19 protein-coding genes are annotated in these 18,569 nt (G+C 63.2%); all 19 read right to left on the bottom strand.

Going from position 1 to position 18,569, the window contains the following annotated elements; all coding sequences use genetic code 11:
• Positions 1 to 32 precede the first annotated feature (32 nt).
• The 19 genes from D8676_RS07465 to D8676_RS07375 all read right to left on the bottom strand — a co-directional run bounded on the left by D8676_RS07465 (position 33) and on the right by D8676_RS07375 (position 18,429).
• A complete protein-coding gene (locus D8676_RS07465; protein WP_121580204.1) occupies positions 33 to 422 on the bottom strand; it encodes a RidA family protein in 390 nt (129 codons plus the stop codon).
• Positions 419 to 1,909, bottom strand: a complete 1,491-nt coding sequence (locus D8676_RS07460) for a M81 family metallopeptidase (RefSeq protein ID WP_121580203.1) — start codon at positions 1,907 to 1,909, stop codon at positions 419 to 421. Before D8676_RS07460 ends, D8676_RS07465 begins: the two co-directional genes overlap by 4 nt.
• Positions 1,906 to 2,682, bottom strand: a complete 777-nt coding sequence (locus D8676_RS07455; protein ID WP_121580202.1) for an IclR family transcriptional regulator — start codon at positions 2,680 to 2,682, stop codon at positions 1,906 to 1,908. The genes D8676_RS07460 and D8676_RS07455 overlap by 4 nt, the downstream gene beginning before the upstream one ends.
• 121 nt (positions 2,683 to 2,803) lie before the next feature.
• Positions 2,804 to 4,120, bottom strand: a complete 1,317-nt coding sequence (locus D8676_RS07450; protein ID WP_121580201.1) for an aspartate aminotransferase family protein — start codon at positions 4,118 to 4,120, stop codon at positions 2,804 to 2,806.
• Positions 4,121 to 4,143: 23 nt separating this feature from the next.
• The gene (gene ugpC, locus D8676_RS07445) at positions 4,144 to 5,217 is read right to left on the bottom strand and encodes a sn-glycerol-3-phosphate ABC transporter ATP-binding protein UgpC (RefSeq protein WP_121580200.1); all 1,074 of its coding nucleotides are present in this window, start codon (positions 5,215 to 5,217) and stop codon (positions 4,144 to 4,146) included.
• 23 nt (positions 5,218 to 5,240) lie between these two features.
• Positions 5,241 to 6,014 (bottom strand): MBL fold metallo-hydrolase, encoded by a 774-nt coding sequence (locus D8676_RS07440; RefSeq protein ID WP_121580199.1) that lies wholly within the window; start codon positions 6,012 to 6,014, stop codon positions 5,241 to 5,243.
• Positions 6,011 to 7,225: a hypothetical protein gene (locus D8676_RS07435; protein ID WP_121580198.1), complete on the bottom strand. Its 1,215-nt coding sequence runs from the start codon at positions 7,223 to 7,225 to the stop codon at positions 6,011 to 6,013. The genes D8676_RS07440 and D8676_RS07435 overlap by 4 nt, the downstream gene beginning before the upstream one ends.
• Positions 7,222 to 8,016: a creatininase family protein gene (locus D8676_RS07430; RefSeq protein WP_121580197.1), complete on the bottom strand. Its 795-nt coding sequence runs from the start codon at positions 8,014 to 8,016 to the stop codon at positions 7,222 to 7,224. The genes D8676_RS07435 and D8676_RS07430 overlap by 4 nt, the downstream gene beginning before the upstream one ends.
• Positions 8,017 to 9,042: a Gfo/Idh/MocA family oxidoreductase gene (locus tag D8676_RS07425; protein WP_121580196.1), complete on the bottom strand. Its 1,026-nt coding sequence runs from the start codon at positions 9,040 to 9,042 to the stop codon at positions 8,017 to 8,019.
• A gap of 10 nt (positions 9,043 to 9,052) precedes the next feature.
• Positions 9,053 to 9,898: a carbohydrate ABC transporter permease gene (locus D8676_RS07420; protein WP_121580195.1), complete on the bottom strand. Its 846-nt coding sequence runs from the start codon at positions 9,896 to 9,898 to the stop codon at positions 9,053 to 9,055.
• Positions 9,895 to 10,788 (bottom strand): sugar ABC transporter permease, encoded by an 894-nt coding sequence (locus tag D8676_RS07415; protein ID WP_183097018.1) that lies wholly within the window; start codon positions 10,786 to 10,788, stop codon positions 9,895 to 9,897. The genes D8676_RS07420 and D8676_RS07415 overlap by 4 nt, the downstream gene beginning before the upstream one ends.
• A gap of 65 nt (positions 10,789 to 10,853) precedes the next feature.
• On the bottom strand, positions 10,854 to 12,137 hold the full coding sequence (locus D8676_RS07410; protein WP_183097017.1) for an extracellular solute-binding protein: 1,284 nt from the start codon (positions 12,135 to 12,137) through the stop codon (positions 10,854 to 10,856).
• 337 nt (positions 12,138 to 12,474) lie between these two features.
• Entirely contained in the window at positions 12,475 to 13,563 is a 1,089-nt protein-coding gene (locus tag D8676_RS07405) for a LacI family DNA-binding transcriptional regulator (protein ID WP_121580192.1), read from the bottom strand.
• 36 nt (positions 13,564 to 13,599) lie between these two features.
• Positions 13,600 to 14,514: a PfkB family carbohydrate kinase gene (locus D8676_RS07400; protein WP_121580191.1), complete on the bottom strand. Its 915-nt coding sequence runs from the start codon at positions 14,512 to 14,514 to the stop codon at positions 13,600 to 13,602.
• A 5-nt stretch (positions 14,515 to 14,519) separates the two neighbouring features.
• A complete protein-coding gene (locus D8676_RS07395; RefSeq protein ID WP_183097016.1) occupies positions 14,520 to 15,026 on the bottom strand; it encodes an SIS domain-containing protein in 507 nt (168 codons plus the stop codon).
• Complete coding sequence (locus tag D8676_RS07390) at positions 15,011 to 15,670, bottom strand: orotidine 5'-phosphate decarboxylase / HUMPS family protein (RefSeq protein ID WP_121580189.1); 660 nt, start codon at positions 15,668 to 15,670, stop codon at positions 15,011 to 15,013. Before D8676_RS07390 ends, D8676_RS07395 begins: the two co-directional genes overlap by 16 nt.
• 13 nt (positions 15,671 to 15,683) lie before the next feature.
• Positions 15,684 to 16,433, bottom strand: coding sequence for an ATP-binding cassette domain-containing protein (locus D8676_RS07385; protein ID WP_121580188.1), 750 nt, complete (start codon positions 16,431 to 16,433; stop codon positions 15,684 to 15,686).
• A gap of 1 nt (position 16,434) precedes the next feature.
• Positions 16,435 to 17,445 (bottom strand): ABC transporter permease, encoded by a 1,011-nt coding sequence (locus D8676_RS07380; RefSeq protein ID WP_121580187.1) that lies wholly within the window; start codon positions 17,443 to 17,445, stop codon positions 16,435 to 16,437.
• 30 nt (positions 17,446 to 17,475) lie between these two features.
• A complete protein-coding gene (locus D8676_RS07375) occupies positions 17,476 to 18,429 on the bottom strand; it encodes an ABC transporter substrate-binding protein (protein ID WP_121580186.1) in 954 nt (317 codons plus the stop codon).
• Between the last annotated feature and the right edge of the window lie 140 nt (positions 18,430 to 18,569).

Genomic DNA, 18,569 nt, shown 5'->3' with positions numbered 1-18,569 from the left:
AGTCTTGATGCTTAAGGGCAGGTCACCCGTGGTCAAGAAACATCGGGCACAGCGGCGATGCATTCGATCTCGTATTTGAGCGTTCCCGACAGGCAATTGGTGATTGTCGTACGTGCCGGAAAAGGCGCCTGGAAATACTCCGTATAGAGCGCATTGTAAGCGGACAGATCTTCAGCGTACCGGACATAATTTCGCGTCTGCACCACGTGTTCCAGACCGCTCCCCACTCCTTCGAGCACCGCCCTCAAATTCTCGATCGAACGGCGCATTTCCCCCTCGAAGCTGTCGTCGACGATCTTGCCGGTACGATCGACGGACGCCTGGCCGGACACGAAGACGAGATTGCCGAACCGCACAGCCGGACTGAACGGCAGGTGGGAGTGGGGAAGATTGGGGGAATTGTGGTAGGAAATGCCTGTCATCGTTCACTTTCCGGATCGAGGGGGAATATCGGCCGCTGGACCTTTCGGTAGGGCAGCAGTCGAGGATCGCTCGCACAGGGCCCCGGCGTCGCCACCGTGTAGCTGGCCGAGATGATCGGATCGTATGCGCGTCTGTGCGCAACCGCTGCCTTGACTACGATCACGCGTAGCTCTTCCGGATTGATACCCTGGCTGCGCCACTGTCCGAGATCGAAAGGGGGCGTCTTCATGGAAGTGAGCAGGATCGTGATGCCCTCATGGACGACCACCACAGTCGGGCCCATATCGATCCGGCTTCCCCGCATCGCCGCAAGATGACTGTTGAGGTCCTCAAGCCCGAAGCGGCCGTCGCTGCGCGACACGATGGTAACGGGAAGCTTCAGGGCCGGGGTGAACCGATTGCTTCTGTCGCCGATCTCGACCATGCACATTTCGCCGTCGACGAGCTTGGATAGCTGAGATACGGCCTCCGGATCATTGATGATCACGCCGGCATTGCGAACCCCGCGCTCCATGAGCGCCCTAAGAACAACCGTGCCGTTGCCCGGCGCACCGCCACCGATGTTGTCCGACGGCTCGACGAGGATGGCGGGACCTTCTGCTTTCGCTTCGCCTATCCGGTCGAGAGCCTCCTGCGGGGTCAATTCTTCGACAAGGCCCGACTGGCGAAGCTTCCAGGCTTCCGCGCAAAGCGCTTCGAGCGCCACGGCGTTGATCGTATCCGATGCGGTGCTGATTAGGCTGAAGCTCACGCCTGTATCGCCCATATCCGAGAAGGAGAAGCCCGCAACCACGTTGACGGCCCAAATGTCCGGATTTGCAACTTCAATACGACGGGCGAGCGCCTCCAGGTCGCGCATCGGAGTATCCGCGGTGCCGGTACCAGTCGGAGGCCAAATGATTCCAGGATTGCGCCGCGTCATCGTGGGGATGCTTCCGGTCGCGAAGCTGCGCGCGAGCAGATCTGCCGCGCGAACAGCGCTTTCACGTGCATCCGTGTGGGGATTCTCACGATAACAAACCAAGCCGTTGGCGCCTCTCGCCATGGCGCCAGTAAAATTCGCGTGCAGGTCGAACACACCGAAAACCGGGACTTCGCGGAGTCTGTCGATGCGCCTTATGCGCGAGAGAATTTCCCCCTCAACGTCGTCTGTCCCCTCGCACATCATTGCGCCGTGCAGGTTCAGGAAGACGGCATCGATGGTCCGGTCCGCGGATCGTCGGACAGCCTGTTCAAAATCGGTCCAGAAGCGGTCGAGCACGTCGCCTGCGACCAACCCCGACGGCGTTGCGGAATAGACGCAGGTCGGGACCACTTCCCATCCCTCCCTGTCCGCGACCTCCAGGAAGCCGTCGATGGTGGACCCGTCGCCGCGATGGCCGAAAATTTCGTCTCCCCGCGAAACCATGAAATCGTCGATGATCGTCACTTCGTCGACGAAGCAATGCGTCTCGTGATAGAGGCCAGCCAGCAGGATGCGCTTCATGTCGGAACGCCCTCGACCACGGAGGACTCTGATCCCAGGGCTGCGTGGCGCACCGCCAGGAGCGCCGAGATGATCTCATCTCTCAGATCCGGCGTCAGGCGGCTTTGCGGTACTGAAATGCTCAGGCTTGCAACGACTTCTCCGTCAGGGTCAAAGAGCGGCACGCCAAAACAAGAAACGCCAAGATCGTTTTCCTGGTCGTCATACGCCCAGCCCCGTTCCTCGGTTTCGGCGAGCAGGCGCTCCACTTCCTCCCGGTTTGTCGGCGTACTGGGCGTTCGTTGTTCGAAGACGATCCTGTTGAGCAATTGCTTCCGCTGCTTTTCGGGCAGATGAGCGACGACCGCGCGGCCGAGCGCCGTGCAATAGAAGGGGTCACGGGAGCCAGGCCGCACCTGCCAGCGAAGATTTTGCGTCGTTTCAATGAAGTGCACGTAATAGACGTGGTTAAGCTGCAAGACGCCGAGATTGATCGTTTCGTTGAATTTGCGATGAAGGTTTTCCATCACAGGTAGCATCTTTTGACGAAGTTCTTCGAAGTCGTCTCCGCCCCTGGCGAGCTGGCGAAGGCGCAAGCTGAGTCCGTAGCGGCTGCGCGCACTGTCCTGATCGACATAGCCGAGGTCGACCAGCGTCTGAAGGATGCGATAGAGCGTCGGCTTCGGCAGTCCTGTCGCCTCGGTCAGTTCCTTGAGCGTGGCCGTACGGCCGAGCTTGTCGACCGTCTCCAGCACAAGGAAAGCTTTCTCCAGAACTGCAATCGGCTGGCTCACGACCTCGCTCCATCAGGCGAGCAATTGCCACGATATTCCGTCATCGCACGCCTATCTGTCTCCGGACCGGTCGGAACGAAGTGCCTTTCGCCCGTGATCGCCTCATTGCACTGGACAAGCATTACAACTGCGCCGCGGCCGCACGAACGGCATCGAGCGTCTCTGCGACATCCGTCTCGGAATGGCTTGCCGATACGAACCAGGTGCCCCTCCCCGTTGGCCGCACGCCGTGCTGGACAAGCCCGGCCAGGAACTTCTGCTGCGTCGCCAGATCGGTCCTCTTGTAGCTATGATAGTCGTGGACGGAATCCGGCGCACCGAAATAGGTGTTGAAGCAGGTCCCGAAGCCTGAAACCTGCAAGTTCAATCCCTGCTTCGCAGCAATTGCCCGCAGTCCTTCCATGATCGCATTGCCCATCGCCTCGGCATGCTTCAGGGCGGCACCGTCATCGCGAGCGAGTTCTCTCACCGTCTCGATCGAAGCGACGATGCTCGGCACGTTGGAATTGTATGTTCCGGAGTGATTGACCGAACCGTTTCCGAAGCGCTGCATGAGGTCGGCGCGCCCCACCAATGCGGCGACCGGGAAACCGGACGCCATTGCCTTGGCGAAGGTGGAGAGGTCGGGCGTGATCCCGAACCGCGCCTGCGCGCCACCCAGGCCGAGGCGAAAACCCGTGATCACCTCATCGAAGATCAGCACGATGCCGTGCTTCTCCGTTGCCGCGCGCAGATGCTCGAGATAGCCCGGACGCGGCGCGATCACGCCGGTATTGCACATGGCGGGTTCGGTAATCACGGCGGCGATGTCGTGGCCGTGCTCGGCGAAAACCCGTTCGATCGCATCGATGTCGTTCCAGGGCAACACCATCACGTCGCCCTTAACGGACTCGACCTGGCCGATCGTTTCGAGATGGGGTTCGCGTGGCAAAGGCAGTACTTCGCCAGCCTCAGCGGCCCGAGGGCTGTGGCTGATCAGCACGTTGTCGAACCAGCCATGGTACTGCCCCTCGAACTTTACGAATTTGCGCCGTCCGGTATGGGCGCGCGCCAGCCGTAGCGCCGCCTGAACGACTTCCGAACCCGACATGCCGATACGCACCAGACCGGCGCTCGGAATGTGTTCTTGCAGCAGTTTCCCGAGTTCCAATTCGGCGCGGTGCTGCCCTGCATACATTTGGCCCAGCGACAGCGACCCGGCTACGGCCTCGCATACCTGCCTCGGCGCATGACCGAGGATAGTCGGCCCCATGCCCAGCGCGTAATCGATGTGCCGGTTCCCGTCGACGTCGTAGAGATACGCCCCTTCCGCCCGCTCGAAGCAGAGCGGCAACGGGGCTCCGCCCAGCCTGACGTTCGAGTTGACCGCACCGGCGATCACCTTGGAAGCTTCGACATTGTAGGCGCGCGAAGCCTCAAAGACCCGGGACACTTGCATAGAACTCTCCTTAAGAATGCGAACTAGTTCGTCTGGATGCGGTTGCCTGTCCCGGCATCGAAGAGCAGCACCTTCTGCAGGTCCGGCTTCAATGGCAGCAGGCTTCCGGGGGCGGTCGACAGTCGGTCGCGAAACACGCAGACGATCTTCTGTCCCCCGAGGGTCGCCACGATCTGGGTTTCCGACCCGGTCGGCTCGACGATCTCCACCTTGGCGGGAACCCCGCCCTCACCCAGCGAGAGATGTTCGGGCCGGATGCCGTACACAACGGGCGTGTCCTCAATCCGCGATGGCGTATTCTCAGGCAGAGGCAGAGTGGTTTCCGCCACGACGAAACGCGGCTTGCCGTCGACACGGCGCACCGTTCCTTTCAACTGGTTGATGGAAGGCGAGCCGATGAAGCTCGCCACAAACAGATTGGCGGGCGAATCGTAGACCTCCAGCGGGGCGCCGGCCTGCTCGACCACGCCTCCTCGCAACACGACGATCCGGTCTGCCATCGTCATGGCCTCGATCTGGTCGTGGGTCACGTAGATCGTCGTCGTCCCGACCGTATGGTGGAGTTGCTTGATCTCGCCACGCATCTGCACGCGCAGTTGCGCATCGAGATTCGACAGCGGTTCGTCGAAGAGGAACACCTTCGGATTGCGCACGATGGCCCGGCCCATCGCCACGCGCTGGCGTTGTCCGCCCGACAATTCGCGTGGGTAACGGGCCAGCAATCCTTCGAGATCGAGTATGGCGGCTGCGCGCTTCACACGTGTTTCGGTTTCGGTCGGGGAGGAACGGGCAATCTTCAGGGAGAAGCCCATGTTTTGCGCCACCGTCATGTGGGGGTAGAGCGCGTAGTTCTGGAAGACCATCGCCACGTCGCGTTCCTTCGGCGAAAGGTCGTTCACCACGACGTTGCCTATGGAAATCGTGCCCTCGGTGATCTCCTCAAGACCGGCGATCATGCGTAGCAGCGTTGACTTCCCGCAGCCTGACGGCCCCACCAACGCGACGAACTCGCCGTCCTCGACGTCGACGGAAATCCCCTTGATGATCGGGTGCGTGCCGTAGGATTTGCGCGCATTAGCAATTGTGACAGGTGCCATGTTTTACTCGATCGGACGGTTGCTCAGGCGTTGCGCGGCCTGAAAGGCCTGTCGTGCCCGGGAATGACGAGGTGGGGTTCGAACGCCATCACCTTGTCGAGGGAAGCATTGAGCTGCTCGAGCTGGGGGGCTCCATACCATTGGGAAAACCGGCGATCCTCATATTCGGAGCGGGTCATCGTCTGATCTCCTGCGATCAGCACGCGGCCGTCCTCGGTCTCCACCACGAGCGAGATGTGACCCGCGGTGTGGCCCGGGGTACGCACAGCAAGCACGCCGGCCATGATCTCCACCGGCTCGTCTCCACCGATTTCGGTGACAAGCCCCATCATCGATTTCTTGGCGTCGATGATGGCCTTGCCTTCGATCGCCTCCATCTCGGTGAATTCGCCCTTGCCCAGGATCCACGGCTTGCCGCGCAGCTGCACGATGGCGGCGGCGTGATCGGAGTGACCGTGGGTCGTGACCACGGCATCGACGTCGTCATAGCTCAGGCCCCTGCTGGCAAGAGCGCGCCGCAGCATCGAATATGCGCCGATGTGATGGTTGCCGGGATCGACGACAAGTGTCTTCTCACCGCGAATGAGGATCGTGCTCGCCACCGGCAGAAAGCCCAGATTGCTGTCGAAGATCGGGCCCTGCGACGGCTCGATGCCGAGCATCGTCTCCATTCCGTCAAGCTGCTGGTCGGCATTCCCGGCGAACATGTAAACGATCTCGTCCTTGTCGTAGCGGAAGCGCAGACAGACGGGGTGGATGATCACATCGACCCGGGGCAGTTTCCCATTTTCGCTCATGCGCCGACCCTCCAGTGCTTATCGAGCGCGGCCCGGATCCAGTCGAGCGTGTCGAGGCGCATGAAGCTGTAGTTGTAGAAAGTCGCGCCTGAGGCATGGCCGGACACGCCTGCGACCTGGGCGGCGAGACTGGCTGCATCGACGGTTTGCGGCAGGATTGCGCGTATCGCCGGTATCTGCGGGACGGTGTCGCCCACAACCTCTCTATATTGCGCAATCTTCGCCGCAAGCACGTCAGCGTCGGTGAAGTAGAAGGTCGGATGGACCTCGTCGACCAGGGGTAGTTGCGCGTCGAGATCGACGCCGCTCTGCCAGCGCCGGCCGTTCGGCCCAAGCCCGTAGAGCGGTCCGAAATCGAGGAGCCCGATACGGATACCGTCCTGCACCCGCAGAGCCTGTGCGGCGGCAGCCAAGATCTCGGTCAGGACGCTCTCGCGGACGCGCAGATAAGCGCCCAGTTGGCCGCCCACCGCGCCTTCCAGCGCGGCCCAACCCAAGGGCTGGCGTTCCACACCCGTCAGTGCATGGTCGCATGTATCGCGGACGAAGCGGCGTACTTCCTCGCCGTCGATGCCTTGCTGGGACAGGCGCTGCATGAGTGCAGGCGAGAATGACAGGGAGGCGAGAAAGTCGATGTCGCCATCCAGCGGAACGCCGATGATCTCGTGGTGATGACCGTGTCGAAGCGGCAGGTATTCGATCGATTCCAGCAGGACCCGGTCGAACACGCCGAGCTTAACGACATCGGTCATGACGGACGCGACGAGATCTACCACAGCCTCGTTGGCGGGACAGAGCGTATGGGTGACGGCGTCGCCCCACGCATTGTGCACCGCCATGCCGGGATACGCGTTGCCGACGCCCGAATTGTGCAGGACCGGCATCCATGCGGACAGCCCGATGCCCCTTGCGGCGCATTTGCGGGCAAGGTCCTGCCAGAAACCGATCCAGTCATCCGTCAGCGTGCTGACCGGTGGGGCCAGCGGATGCCGGCGGTGCCACTCGCCGGGAGAGAAATAAAGTGCCCCCGGAGTCGGGAAATAGAGCCGTCGCCGCGGGTTGTGCGGCAGAAAAAACATGCCTGAATGATACCAGGTCGTGATGTAGAGCGTGTTGAGCCCGGCGCGCTCCACCGCGTCCAGAACCACATCGGCGCCCTCGTCCAGCACGTCCCAGGGATAGGCGAAAAGTCCGAGAGGAGAATTTGTCATCGGCCGCTCTCCGGCTTGGTCAGCGGCCAGGCCGCGTGGTCAACAAGAAAACGCGCAACCGCCGCAACCATCGCGTCCAGCAGTTCCGCGCCGCGTTCCGGGTCGGCAAGCGAAGGTGCGCCGATCACGCCGGTAGGGCTGAGCTCGGCAAAGCTCGCAGCCACGGAGAGAGGCCCGCCCGAAAGAAGATCGGCGGCGAGGTAGTTCGAGCGATCCAGAAAATGGTCCTGCGCCTTGTCCATCTGGACGAGGTCAGGCCGGCTGGCCAGCATCAGCGACGTTTCCATCTCGCATGCATGCATGATCCCACCAGGCCGCGAGCGGCGCCACGCGGCGAGTTCCTGCAGCGCGAAGTCCCAGTAGTTGGCTGCCGCAACCGAAATGCCGTCCTCATAGTAGAGGGACTGCACCACGTTGCGCAGGAGATTGGCATTGCCGCCGTGGCCGTTCAAAAGGACGATGCGTCGAAAGCCGTGTCCCGCCAAGCTCCGTGCCACCTGCGAAACGACCAGGCTGAAGGTCTTGTCGTCGAGTGTGATCGTGCCGGGAAAATCACGATGATGCGGTGAATAGCCGGTCCAGATCGTCGGCGTGACGACAACGTTCGCGCCGGCCACCTGGGCCTCTCCCGCCGCCCGCTCTGCGACGCTGCCGGCCAGATTGGCGTCCACCATCAGAGGCAGATGTAGCCCGTGCTGCTCGAACGCGCCGACCGGAACGACGACGACCGGATCCAGCTTCAGGAGGGCCTCGACCTCAGGCCAAGTATATTCGGCGAGAAGGACGCGCATCTAGCCTGCTCCGGTGACAAGTTCTGGATCGACCGACACCGGCGCCCCCGTGGCAATGGATCGCTTGATGGCATCGACGGCGGCTTCTGCGGCCAGCGCGGCCCGAAGGCCCACAAGCGGCTTGGCCCCCGTCGCAACCGAGTGAACGAAGGAATCTATCGATGCCCGCAAGGCACCGCCGACTTCCTCGCCAAGCATCGGCCAGTGCGTCATGTCCGGATGTCTGTATGAATCCTTGGTGAGGACGCGCATGCCCTGCGACGATCCTTCGATGATCACCGCGCCTGCGTCGCCGACCACATGCAATGCGGGCTCGAGCGGCTCCGGCTGGAGTTCGGGAAGCACCCACGACGTTTCGAAGGCGGCGATCGCCCCGTCGGCGAGACGGATCGTTGCGAAAACCGCATCCTGGCTGCCGAAGGGGGCGCACTCCCGCACCACGGCCTCGGCAAAAATCCGCTCCGGATACGACCCGCTTGCGGCGAGCACCATCTCGATGTCGTGGATGAGCGTCGAGGACAGAAGATCAGTCCAAGGCCCGTACATCTGCATGCCGAGACGGGTGCCCCGGCGCCGAGCGAAGAAAGACACCGTGCGTCCTATCTCGCCCGCCCGCACGATCTGCTTCATGCGCGCATAACGGGGTTCGGCGTGGAGAATAAAGTTTATGGCCGCCCGAGCATTACGGGCCTCCAGCCCTTCGACCAAATGCCTGACGGCATCAAGCGAACGGCCGAGTGGCTTTTCGATCAGCAGCGCAATGCCCCGCTCGGCCGCAGCGAATGCCGGTTCGATACGAATGGTCTCCGGCGTCGCGATGCTGACCGCATCGAGCTGTTCGTTGCCCAGCATTTCAAGCGGATCGGAATATGCCTTGCTGTCAGTCGCCTTCGCCACCGTATCGGCTCGCGCCGGATCCGCATCGCACACCGCGACGAGCTCGCAACGCGGGCTGGAGGAATAGATCCGCGCATGCAGGTTTCCGATCATTCCGACGCCGATCACGGCGGTGCGCAGCTTTGACATCAGGTTCCCTTTATTTGTCGGCGCCGGCGAGCATCACCTGCGTCACCAGGCGCTGGAACACGATCATCACGAGCGCCACCGGCAGCAGTGTCAGGACAGCCGCCGCCGCTTGCTGGCCGATCTGGATGTCGATCGTCGAGCGGAACATCCCCAGCGCCACTGTGCTGATCTTCAGCGAATTGGTGAAGATCAGCGGCGTGAGGAATTCTATCCAGGACAGGATGAAGGCGAAGACGAACCCGGCGAGGATGCCCGGACGTATGAGAGGCAGGACGATCAGCCGGACGATCTGGCCGGGAGTGCAGCCGTCAATGCGGGCCGCTTCCTCCAGTTCAACCGGCAGGCGATCGATGAAGGTCTTCAGTATCCAGATCTGAAACGGAAGGATGAAACCGGAATAGGTCAGAACCAGGCTGAGGATGGTGTCGTCCAGTCCCCAGCCGACGAAGACGACGAACATCGGGATCAGGAACAAGGTCGTCGGCAGGAAATAGACTGACACCAGAACCCCGAGAATCGCCTTACTGCCGGGGACGCGCAGTCGCGCCAGCGCGTAGGCGGCGGGAAGAGCCAGCAAAACACAGAACGCCGCCGTGCAGAGCGAGACCAGAAGGCTGTTCAGCATGCCCTGGCGCAAGGGCACGATGTGGCCGGGCGCCAGCACCGCCTGATAGTGGTCGAAAATGATCTGGGAGGGGATCACCTGAAGGTCGCGAGAGCGCATCAGATTTTCCGGCTGCACGCTGGTCAGCACGAGTGCATAAAGCGGGAAGGCCATGACCAGCAGGACGACAGCCGCCGCCAGGTAGATCGCGGACGCCCTGAAGATCGCCTTGCGGCGGCGCCGGAAGATCATGCGCGCCTCCACTTGCGGTCGACGTAGATGCGGATGAAGGCGAAGACCGCGACGGTGAGCAACGTCACCAGGAGCAGGATGTAGGCTGCGGCGGAAGCGCGGCCGAGATTGAAGCTCTGGAATGCCTCCTGGTAAACGAAATAGTTGAGCGTCGTGGTGCCGCCGGCGGGGCCTCCGCGGGTCAGAACGAAGATCGTGTCGAACGCCTTCATCGCCCAGACGAACTGGATGAGCATCAGCGGAATGGCGACCGGCGTCATCAGCGGAACGAGGATGTAGCGAAAACGCTCCGTCGCCGTCGCCCCGTCCACCGCGGCGGCCTCGAACACCTGCTGCGGCAGGCTCTGCAGACCCGCGAGAAAGAAGAGGACCATGAAGGGAATGGCCTTCCAGATCTCCGCGATGGCGATCACGTGCAGCGCCGTCCACGCGTCGCCTAACCATATCCGATAGCTGTCGATCAGGCCGAGCTGGAAAAGCATGGCATTCACGAAGCCGACATCCGCGTGGAACATCTGCCCCCAGAGCACGCCGGCGACCACGGGCGGAACCGCCCAGGGGAGAACCACGAACACCCTCAGCAGGCCGCGGCCATAGAATTTCTGGTCAAGCAGAAGCGCGATCAAGAAGGCAAGGACGGTGGTGACCGCCGACACCAAAAGGCCGAAATAGATCGTCCTCAGCGTCGCCTGCACGAAGGCGGGGTTGCCCGCAAGGCTCGAGAAGTTGGCAAAGCCGACAAAGCGCTTGATGCTCAGCCGGACCAAATCGTAATCGGCGAAGCTGAGCACCAGGGTGAATACCGCCGGGTATAGATAGATTCCCAGCACGACCAGCAAAGCTGGGCCGGCCATCAGCAGGCCAAGCATCTGCTCGCCCCGACGCTTCATCGACACTGTCTCCACTTGATTGCCCGCGAGCGCCCTCACCGTTGCCGGCAAAGGCGCATTCCCCATTAGGCGCGGCTCTGCTCGATCAGACGGACTGCGTCATCGAGCGCGGCGCGCGGGGTCTTCGACTGCGCGAATGCCTGCGATAGCTCGCCGCACAGGATTTCCATCCACGCCTGACGATCCGCGGAGAAGCCGCCATCGACCGGGTAGAGATAGGACTGGCGAATGACGGCGGCGACAGGCAGATGGCCTTCCACCGCGGGATCGCTGAGCGCCGCATCCAGCACAGGAGCCCAAGCGGTCTCCGAGCCCTGCCGTATCTGATTTGGCAGATCGAGCGCGAGCTCGATGAACTGTCGGCCACCTTCAGGATTTTCGGCGAAGGTCGGAACGACGAGGAATTCGGACCCGTCCACCGACGCGGAGGTGATGACGGACGGGTTCGGGGCGAAGCCGCTGCGTCCCTTGATCGCCGAGTCCTGGCCATTATTGGCGATATCGGCGATGAACGGCCAGGTCAGGAAGAACCCTCGCTTGCCGGCCAGATAACTTGGCGATGCGTCGAATACCCAATTGTAGGTGACCGAAGCCGGATCGATCGCCTTCTCGACGTGCAGCAGCTCCACCATGCGGGAAAGCGCCTCGACGCCCGCCTCGCTGTTCATGATCGGCTTGCGCTCATCGTCCAGGAAGCGGCCGCCATGCATCTGCAACAGCGAACCGAAGGTGAAGACGCTGCCCGTTCCGCCCCAGTTGTCCACCGCGCCGTAGATGTCGCCTTCGGCGCTCGTGATAGTCTTCGCGTAGCGCACGAATTCCGACCAGCTTTTCGGCGTCGAATGCCAATCAGACGGCGCCTCCGGATCGAGGCCAGCCTTTTCGCACAGATCCTTGTTCCAGTGCATGATCGGCGCACCGATCGTCACGGGCACACCGTAGATGCCGCCATTGTAGCGCGCGGCAGTCAGGCTGTTGGGAAGCAGACCTGCTGGAAGAAACTTGGCTTCCACCATATCTCCGACATCCGTCAGCCAGCCCTTGTCCGCAAGTCCGGCGAGGGTCGCGGCATCGACGAACACCGCATCGCCGAGCGAACGGCGAGCAATAAAGGCCGACGACAGCTTCACCGGCAGATCCGGCGTGGTGACCAGCTCCACCTTTGGCTCAACTCCGTGAAGCGCTTGGTATTTGGAGGTGAGCGCAATGAGATAGTCCATGTGCGAGCCTAGAAGCAGACTCACCGGCGAGGTGTTGCCCGATTGAGCACTCCCCAAAGCCGGCAGGAGCAAACTCCCCAAACCAACCCCAGCCCCAGTCAACAGCAGTTCTCGCCGCGAAATACCCATTCTCATCTCCCATTTTCAGTTGGGAGATTGTCGGAAAACCATCCGGTTTGTCAACAGAGTTTCGCTGTAAAAAACTCAAGTTTCACATTGCGAAATTCGAAAAGTGTCTTCCTTCCCGCCGATGCTAGGGTCTATGCGGTTCATGAGCATGAAAAAAGGCAATGCGCCGATAGAACGCGCCCTCCGGCCTGGCCGCAGCCAATTGTGATCGTATCCGGCCATACCCACCATGGCCCGCGGGGAACCTGATGGCGGTGTATTCGGAGAGTTTGGGCGAATGAGTTTCGAATTGGCCCGACGTGTCGAATCCGGCTTGCTACGGGGACTTGCCCGCAAATCAACCGCGCGTCAGATCCGCTACCGACCGGCGGTCGATCAGGCTCGTCGGCAGTTCGATTGCCTTTGCCCTCCCCTCGCCCTTGATTTCAGCGATGAGGCTGGTCACGGCGACGTCGCCGAGTTCGTAGACCGGCCGCTTCACCACCGAGATAGCGGGCGTGACCACCTTCGCCCAAGGGGAGTCGTCGAAGCTGACCAGGGAGACGTCGCTGCCGATGTTGAGGCCAAGTTCGCCGCAGGCGGCGAGCACGCCGAGCGCCATCTCCTCGTTAGTCGCCAAGATGGCCGTCGGGCGCGGATCCTGGGACAGCAGTTCCAAGGCACCCTCCGTGGCGGCTTCCACGTCGCTGCGACTGTAGCGGATAAACTGTTCGGGCAATTCCATGCCCTGGCGCGCGATCGCTCCCAGAGCGCCCTCCAGACGATCGCTGACTGTCGAGACGACCTCGCCAGGCGCTGCCTCGTGCCTGGCCGTTGCCGCCGCGGTTGCCACGAGCAGCCCGATGCGGCGATGGCCGCGTTCGAAGAAGAGGTCTATCGCCGCCTCCGCGCCGCGCCGGTCGTCGGTGGTGACGGCCGCGACGTCCAGCCCGTCGACTCGGCGGTCGAGCAGCACCAGTGGCGTCGCCAGTTCCCCATCCTGGACGAGATGCTCGCAATGTTGCCTGGACGAGGCTACCAGGATCAGCCCGTCGACACGCTTTTCCACCAGCACGCGCACCGCGTCGATCTCCCTGGCGAGGTCGTCGTCGGTGTTGATTACCAGCGTCTGGTAGCCGGCCTGGGCCGCCGTATCGATAATGGCCCTCGTCGCGTAGCTGAAGAAGGAGTTGCTGATGTCGGCGATGACGACGCCAATGGTCAGCGTCCTGCCGGCGCGCATGGCGCGCGCCACCACATTGGCGCTGTAGTTCAGCTCTCGCGCCGCGGCATGCACGCGCTCGCGCGTCTCATCGCCGACCAGGCCGTAGCCGCCGAGAGCGCGCGCGGCGGTCGCCCGCGAGACGCCGGCGCGACGCGCGACATCGAGCAGACGCGCCGGCCGTTCCACAGTGTCTTTTTCGGCTTCGCCGGAACCCCTGGCCATGCCATCCTCTCAGAAACAAGCGTGCCGGCTATCGCTCTAGACTCGTTCCTCGCGCACCGCCAGATAGCCGGAGGGAAGCGCGAGCGAGCCGCCGGGACTTCGGCAGGTGGCGGCTGCGATCCGCATTGCCTCATCGAGACAGGCGCGCCAGCCGGCCGCGTCGGACGGTGCGCCCTCGCGCAGCATGAAGGCGATGGCCGTCGCCAGCGTCGCATCGCCGGCGCCCATCGTGTCGACGACAGCGCCTTCTGCCGGCGCGACGGGCATGGAGGTCGTCACACCGGCTTTCGTCACCACGCTTGCGCCGGCGCTTCCATACGTGAAGAGCACGGTGTCCACGCCTAATGAGAACAGGCGCGCCGCCGTCTCTTCGGTCGATGTGCCGTAGAGCAGGGAAACATCCTCGTCGCTCAACTTGGCGACGGAGGCGACCGTCATCGCCTTCTCGGCACCGTCCCGATAGGCCGAGAGGTCGGCGATCAGGTTGGGCCGGGGATTAGGATCAACGAAGACCAGCCCGCGCGCCTGCTTGAGCGCCGCCACCAATGCCTCCGCCTGGCGCGGATCGTCGAACGGAAACGAGTTGACCACCACCGCGTCGGCGGCGGCGATCGCCTCCAGCGCCCTGTCGGTGAACGTGATGCGGCGCCGGAACATAGCGGGCGCAAAGTGATAGGTCGGCTCGCCGTCCCGCCGGCTCGACGATACGACGCCGGTGAAGTCGACGTTCGGCGAATTGAGGACCTGAACACCTTCCTGCCGCAGATAGCGATCGAGCAGGAAGCCGTCGCGGTCGAGGCCGAAGCGCGTCACGAATTGCGACCTCAGCCCGAGCCGCGCGATGCCGACCGCGAGGTTGAGCGCCGCGCCGCCGGGAAAACGCTCGACGCTGCCGGGCGTCAGTTCCACCGCGTCGATGATGCCGTCGCCGATACTGACAACAGTCGGCATGCGGCTCACTGCAGATTGGTATGACGATGCAGCATCAGCCCGTGTGCGTCCGGCACCTCCCGGGCCATGGCGAGGATGACGCTGTCCAGCAGGATCAGGCAGGACTGCTCGAACAGGCTTCCGCCGAACTGCTCGGTCTTCTCGATCGGCACAGGCAGCGTGACGTCGGCGATGCCGGCGAGCGTGCCCTTTGGCTTGTGAGTGAGCGTCACCACCTTGGCGCCTTCCGCCTTGGCGATGCGGGCGAAGCCGACGCTGACCGGCGTCTCGCCGGAGCCCGAGATGATCAGCATGGCGTCACCCTTGCGGATCGACGGCGCCGACACCTCGCCAACGAAATGCACGGTTCGCCCGATATGCATGAAGCGCATCGCGGCCATCTGGGCCGAGAGGCCGGAGCGACCCTGACCGGAAAAGAACCAGCGCTGGCCGGGATCGGCGAAGGCCTGCACGACGCGCGCGAAAGCATCGCCGTCGACGCGGTTCAGAAGGTCGGTTATTTCCTGTCCCACGGCCAGCCAAGGCCGGGATTGGGCAATCTGTCGCGAATCCATTTGGCTATCTCTTTCGGGTTTGCAGATTCCGTGATCGCGCTGCCGACCACGAGGATTTCGGGAGCGACACCGATCACCGCGTCGAGCGTGTCGGGGCCGATGCCGCCAGCGAGCGAAACGCGGAAGCCGCGCTCGTGCATCTGCTTCACCGCGTCGATATGCGAGGTCGAGGTGTTGCCGGCGAGCCGCGCATCGGTCGGCGAATGGACGGCGACGTAGCCAAAGCTCTCCGGAAAATCTGAGCCATGCTCCAGCAGATCGGGCTTACCGGATTCGGTGATAGTGTCGACTATGACGGTGGCGCCGAAAGCAGCGGCGCGCCTGCCCACCGTCTCATGCGTGGCACGCGAGGCACAGGACAGCACGGTCATGAAAGCGGCGCCGGCGCCGAACACCATGTCCGCTTCCAGCTGCCCGCCGTCCACCGTCTTGGTGTCGGCCAGCACCATCACATCAGGGCAAAGCTCGCGCGCCGTGCTGATGGCGGAGATGCCGAAACGCTTCAGCACCGGCGTGCCGATCTCGATGATGTCGGCGAACTCCCTCACCTGCGGCATCAGCGCAAGGTGTTCGGGCTTGTCGAAGGCTATCTGCAGAAGCATGGTGTTTTCCGGATCATTTCAAGCCGGTGATGGCTTTGAGCAGGCTGTCGTGGGTGAAGCTCGCGGTCGGTGCGTCGGCGACAACCTTGCCGAGTCGCAGCACGACAGTGCGGTCGGTCACCTCGAAGACGTGCGGCAGAGTGTGCGAGATGAAGACCACGCCGAGGCCCTTGTCGCGCGCCTGGCGGATCACCTGCAGCACTTCCGCCGCCTGGCGGGCGCCAAGATGGTTGGTCGGTTCGTCGAGGATGATCACCTTGTTGGCCCAGGCGACGGCGCGGCCGATGGCGACGGCCTGCCGCTGGCCGCCGGAAAGCTTTGCCACCGCGCGGGTGGCCGACGGCACGGCGATGCCGACGCGCTCCAGTTCCTGCCGCGCCTCCTCGCGCATCTTCTTCTCGTCGAGGAAGCCGAGCCTGCCGAGCAGGCCCTTCTTCAGTATCTCGCGGCCGAGGAAGACATTGGCCGCCACAGTCAGGTCGGGCGCGATGCCGGAGTCCTGGTAGAGCGTCTCGATGCCGGCCTGCAGCGCGTCATGCGGCGAATGCCAATTGCGTGGCGAGCCGTCGAGCAATATCTCGCCGGTATCCGGAGCATGGGCGCCGGACAGGATCTTTACCAGCGTCGACTTGCCGGCGCCGTTGTCGCCCACCAATCCGACGACCTCGCCGGCGTGGAGCGCAAAATTCACGTCCTGCAAAGCGACCACGTTGCCGTAGCGCTTGCCTACATTGCGGACTTCGTAAAGTGGCGCGGCAGTCATCTCAGCCTCCACGCTTCGGCGCGCCGATGCCCTGCACGCCGACGGCTATGGCGATCAGGAAGGCGACTACGATCTGCTGCCAGTTCGGCTGCACGCCGACCATGATCAGGCCGCTGAGCACGGCGGTGGTGATCAGGGCGCCGAGTACCGCGCCGGACATCTTGCCGACACCACCATGCAGGCTGATGCCGCCGATGACGGCGGCGGCGATGGCGTTGAGCTCACCGCCGCGACCCGAAAGCGGCGAGCCCGAGCCGAGACGGAAATAGACGAAGGCGCCGGCGAGAGCGGCGAGTATGCCTGACAGCACATAGATCTTGATCAGGTGGCGCTGCACGTCGATGCCGGCGCCGCGCGCGGCAAAGCTGTTGGAGCCGATCGCATAGGTCCAGCGGCCGAAGCGCGACCACGCCATGAAAGCGCAGGCAAGCGCGATGATGACGAAGACGACCAGCACCGGCACGGTGAGCCAGCCGAAATAGGCGGTATTGCCAAGCATGATCACGGCGCGCGGGGCGCCAGCTATCTGGACGCCACCGGTCAGGACGAGGCTGAGGCCCGCTGCCGCGCCCATCGTCGCCAGAGTGGCGATGAAGGGCACGAGCCCGGCATAGGCAATCAGCAGGCCGTTGACGAGGCCGACGACCAGCCCGACGGCGACCGCCGCCAGCAGGCCTAGCGCGATGGTGAGGCCAGGGTCGAGCCCGGCCTCGTTGCAGGTGCGGATGACCAGCGCCATGGTGACACCGGACAGCCCGAGCACCGAGCCGACCGAAAGGTCGATGCCGCGCGAGGCGATGACGAAGGTCTGGCCGATCGCCATCAGCACGACCGGCGAGAAATCCTGCAGGATGTTCGCCGCCGAAGGCAGAGAGAAGTAGCGCGGATTGATGGCGGAGAAGAACGCCACCATAGCCGCGAAGATGCCGAGCAGGATGACGTCCTGACGCATCAGCACAGCAGCGATGCGCTGGCCGGCACTGTCTTCGACAGGGCTGCTTTCGAGAGCCATGGCGTCTGTTCCGCGCTACTCTTGCCTAGCCTATTCGGCGTACATGTACTTCTCGGTCTCGCCGAGATTGTCCTTGGTCATCGCGACGTTCGGGATCACCACGCTCTTCTCGATCTTGTCCACGCCTTCGCCGGTGATCTTGGCCTTGACGTATTCGAGCGCGAGCTCCGCCTCCTGACCCGGCTGCTGGGCGATCAGAGCGCTGAACTCGCCTTCCTTCAGCGCGTCGACCTGCACCTTGTAGGCATCGTAGCCGACGAGCTTCACCTTGCCGACGGCGTTGTTGTTGCGCAGCGCGGCGATGGCACCGGTGCCACTGGTGCCGTCGATGGCGAAGATGCCCTTGAGGTCCGGATTGGCAAGCAGGATGGTGTTGATCGCCGAGGTCGCGGTCGCCGGCTGGCTGTTGGAATATTCGCGGCCGATGATCTCGATCTTCGGGTAGTTGGCCGCTAGTTCCTCACGGAAGCCCTGCTCGCGCAGCGTGTTGGTCGTCGCGCTCGGCGAACCCGACTGGATGAAGACCTTGCCCTCGCCGCCGATCTGCTCGGCCAGGGTCTTGGCCGCCTGGCGGCCACCGTCGACGTTGTCGCCGGTGATGTGCGAGGTCAGGTAGGCCTGGTCGGTGACGGTGGTATCGACGGTGATGACCGGGATGTTCATCGCCTCGGCGCGCGCCACGCTGGCCTGCAGCGAGTCAGGATCGGTCGGCACCAGGATCAAGGCATCGACGCCCTGCGCCAGCGCCGCGTCGACGAAGGGAAGCTGCGTCTGCGGCGAATATTCGGAGGCGCTGCCCTGCCAGATGAGCTCGATGCCGAGTTCCTCTGCCTTGGCCCTGGCGCCGATCTCCATCGCCTTGAAGAACGGATCGGACGCGATGCCGGGGATGAAGGCGACGGTCGGCTTGTCCTGCGCGATCGCCGCGCCGAAGGCGATGCTGGAAACGACGGCCGCAGCGGCCAATGAACGAAGCAATTTCATGGGTTCCTCCCTTATGAGATCGATCTCATTCGCCTATTTCCGCGATTTCCCGCCTGGAGTCAACCGTCCCGATCGTCCGCGTCTCATCTGGGCGAAGGCGGTAAGACGGAGCGATTGCATATGATGCGGGAAGGATCGCA

Origin of the sequence: Mesorhizobium sp. YM1C-6-2, assembly GCF_003666685.1 — a bacterium.
In the GTDB taxonomy this organism is placed as follows: domain Bacteria; phylum Pseudomonadota; class Alphaproteobacteria; order Rhizobiales; family Rhizobiaceae; genus Mesorhizobium_K.
Note: the sequence above shows the minus strand (reverse complement) of the source record. Positions and strands in the feature narration are given on the sequence as shown.